Source organism: Variovorax sp. GW821-FHT10C12 (assembly GCF_059415405.1).
This window is the reverse complement of sequence record NZ_JBWKNE010000008.1, coordinates 1-3,414: the sequence shown is the minus strand read 5'-3', so window position 1 is coordinate 3,414 and position 3,414 is coordinate 1. Positions and strand designations below refer to the sequence as shown.

The 3,414-nt window shown below is 62.4% G+C and carries 1 protein-coding gene; it reads right to left on the bottom strand.

Annotated features, from left to right (window positions below; translation table 11 throughout):
* Positions 1–3,174: beta strand repeat-containing protein (locus AC07OH_RS26200; RefSeq protein WP_495302773.1), on the bottom strand; the 3,174-nt coding region annotated here is incomplete at its 3' end.
* Positions 3,175–3,414 lie beyond the last annotated feature (240 nt).

Genomic DNA, 3,414 nt, shown 5'->3' with positions numbered 1-3,414 from the left:
GGAGATACCACTGGTCGCCGTGCTCAAGCCGCTCGAAGTAGACGTCGACAGACTGTCGATGCTGCTCGTGGCCGTGCTCAGACCACTCGAAGTTGACGTCGACAGGCTGCTGACGTTGCTGTTCGTCGTGCTCAGACCCGTCGACAGGCTGGAGATACCGCTGGTCGCCGTGCTCAGACCACTCGAAGTTGACGTCGACAGGCTGCTGACGTTGCTGTTCGTGGTGCTCAGGCCCGTGGACAGGCTGGAGATGCCGCTGGTCGCTGTGCTCAGACCGCTCGAGGTAGACGTCGACAAGCTGCTGACGTTGCTATTGGTGGTGCTCAGGCCCGTTGACAGGCTAGAGATCCCACTGGTCGCCGTGCTCAGGCCGCTCGAAGTAGAAGTCGACAGGCTGTCGATGCTGCTCGTCGCCGTGCTCAGACCCGACGACGTCGAGGTCGACAAGCTGCTCACGTTGCTGTTCGTGGTGCTCAGGCCCGTGGACAGGCTGGAGATACCGCTGGTCGCTGTGCTCAGACCGCTCGACGTCGACGTTGAGAGGCTGTCCAGGTTGCTATTGGTGGTGCTCAGGCCGGTGGACAGGCTAGAGATACCACTGGTAGCCGTGCTGAGGCCGCTCGACGTGGAAGTCGACAGACTGCTCACGCTGCTGTTCGTGGTGCTCAGGCCCGTAGACAGGCTGGAGATGCCGCTGGTCGCCGTGCTCAAGCCGCTCGACGTGGACGTCGACAGACTGTCGATGCTGCTCGTGGCCGTGCTCAAGCCACTCGACGTGGAAGTCGACAGGCTGCTGACGTTGCTGTTCGTCGTGCTCAGACCCGTGGACAGGCTGGAGATGCCACTGGTCGCGGTGCTGAGACCCGTCGACAGACTGTCGATGCCGCTCGTGGCGGTGCTCAGACCACTCGACGTCGAAGTCGACAGGCTGCTCACGTTGCTGTTCGTGGTGCTCAGACCGCTCGAGGTAGACGTCGACAAGCTGCTGACGTTGCTGTTGGTCGTGCTCAGCCCGGTAGACAGGCTGGAGATACCACTGATCGCCGTGCTCAAGCCGCTCGAAGTAGACGTCGACAGGCTGCTCACATTGCTGTTCGTCGTGCTCAGGCCGGTAGACAGGCTGGAGATGCCACTGGTCGCCGTGCTCAAGCCGCTCGAAGTAGACGTCGACAGACTGTCGATGCTGCTCGTGGCCGTGCTCAAGCCGCTCGACGTGGAAGTCGACAGGCTACTCACGTTGCTGTTCGTGGTGCTCAAGCCCGTGGACAGGCTGTCGATGCTGCTCGTCGCCGTGCTCAGACCCGACGACGTCGAGGTCGACAGACTGCTCACGTTGCTGTTCGTGGTGCTCAGGCCCGTAGACAGGCTGGAAATGCCGCTGGTCGCCGTGCTCAGGCCGCTCGAAGTAGACGTCGACAGACTGTCGATGCTGCTCGTGGCCGTGCTCAAGCCGCTCGACGTGGAAGTCGAGAGACTGCTGACGCTGCTGTTCGCTGTGCTCAGACCGGACGACGTCGAGGTCGACAGGCTGCTCACGTTGCTGTTGGTCGTGCTCAGACCCGTGGACAGGCTGGAGATACCGCTGGTCGCGGTGCTCAGGCCGCTCGAAGTAGACGTCGACAGGCTGTCGATGCTGCTCGTGGCCGTGCTCAGACCCGACGACGTCGAGGTCGACAAGCTGCTGACGTTGCTGTTCGTGGTGCTCAGACCCGTGGACAGGCTGGAGATACCGCTGGTCGCCGTGCTCAAGCCGCTCGAAGTAGACGTCGACAGACTGTCGATGCTGCTCGTCGCCGTGCTCAGACCCGACGACGTCGAGGTCGACAGGCTGCTCACATTGCTGTTCGTCGTGCTCAAGCCGGTAGACAGGCTGGAGATGCCACTGGTCGCGGTGCTCAGGCCGCTCGAAGTAGACGTCGACAGACTGTCGATGCTGCTCGTGGCCGTGCTCAAGCCACTCGACGTGGAAGTCGACAGGCTGCTGACACTGCTGTTCGCCGTGCTCAGACCGGACGACGTCGAGGTCGACAGGCTACTCACGTTGCTGTTCGTGGTGCTCAAGCCGCTCGACGTGGACGTCGACAAACTGCTGACGTTGCTATTGGTGGTGCTCAGGCCCGTTGACAGGCTGGAGATCCCACTGGTCGCCGTGCTCAGGCCGCTCGACGTAGACGTCGACAGGCTGTCGATGCTGCTCGTGGCCGTGCTCAGACCCGACGACGTCGAGGTCGACAGGCTGCTGACATTGCTGTTCGTCGTGCTCAGGCCCGTGGACAGGCTGGCGATCCCACTGGTCGCCGTGCTCAGGCCACTCGACGTCGACGTTGAGAGGCTGTCCAGGTTGCTATTGGTGGTGCTCAGGCCTGTAGACAGGCTGGAGATGCCGCTGGTCGCTGTGCTCAGACCGCTCGACGTGGAAGTCGACAGGCTGTCCAGGTTGCTGTTCGTGGTGCTCAGACCCGAGGACGTCGAGGTCGAAAGACTGCTGACGTTGCTATTCGTCGTGCTCAGGCCCGTGGACAGGCTGGAGATGCCACTGGTCGCCGTGCTCAGGCCACTCGACGTCGACGTTGAGAGGCTGTCCAGGTTGCTATTGGTGGTGCTCAGGCCTGTAGACAGGCTGGAGATACCGCTGGTCGCGGTGCTCAGACCCGACGACGTCGAGGTCGACAGGCTGCTCACGTTGCTGTTCGTACTGCTCAGGCCCGTGGACAGGCTGGAGATACCACTGGTCGCCGTGCTCAGACCGCTCGAAGTAGAAGTCGACAGGCTGTCGATGCTGCTCGTCGCCGTGCTCAGACCGGACGACGTCGAGGTCGACAGGCTGCTCACATTGCTGTTCGTCGTGCTCAAGCCGGTAGACAGGCTGGAGATGCCGCTGGTCGCCGTGCTCAAGCCGCTCGACGTAGATGTCGACAGACTGTCGATGCTGCTCGTGGCCGTGCTCAAGCCACTCGACGTGGAAGTCGACAGGCTGCTGACACTGCTGCTCGCCGTGCTCAGACCCGAGGACGTCGAGGTCGACAGGCTGCTGACGTTGCTGTTCGTGGTGCTCAAGCCGGTAGACAGGCTGGAGATGCCGCTAGTCGCGGTGCTGAGACCCGTCGACAGACTGTCGATGCTGCTCGTCGCCGTGCTCAGACCGCTCGACGTCGAAGTCGACAGGCTGCTCACGTTGCTGTTCGTGGTGCTCAAGCCCGTGGACAGGCTGGAGATACCGCTGGTCGCCGTGCTCAAACCGCTCGACGTGGACGTCGACAGACTGTCGATGCTGCTCGTGGCCGTGCTCAGGCCAGACGATGTGGAAGTCGAGAGACTGCTGACGCTGCTGTTCGCTGTGCTCAGACCGCTCGACGTCGAAGTCGACAGGCTGCTCACATTGCTGTTCGTCGTGCTCAGACCAGTAGACAGACT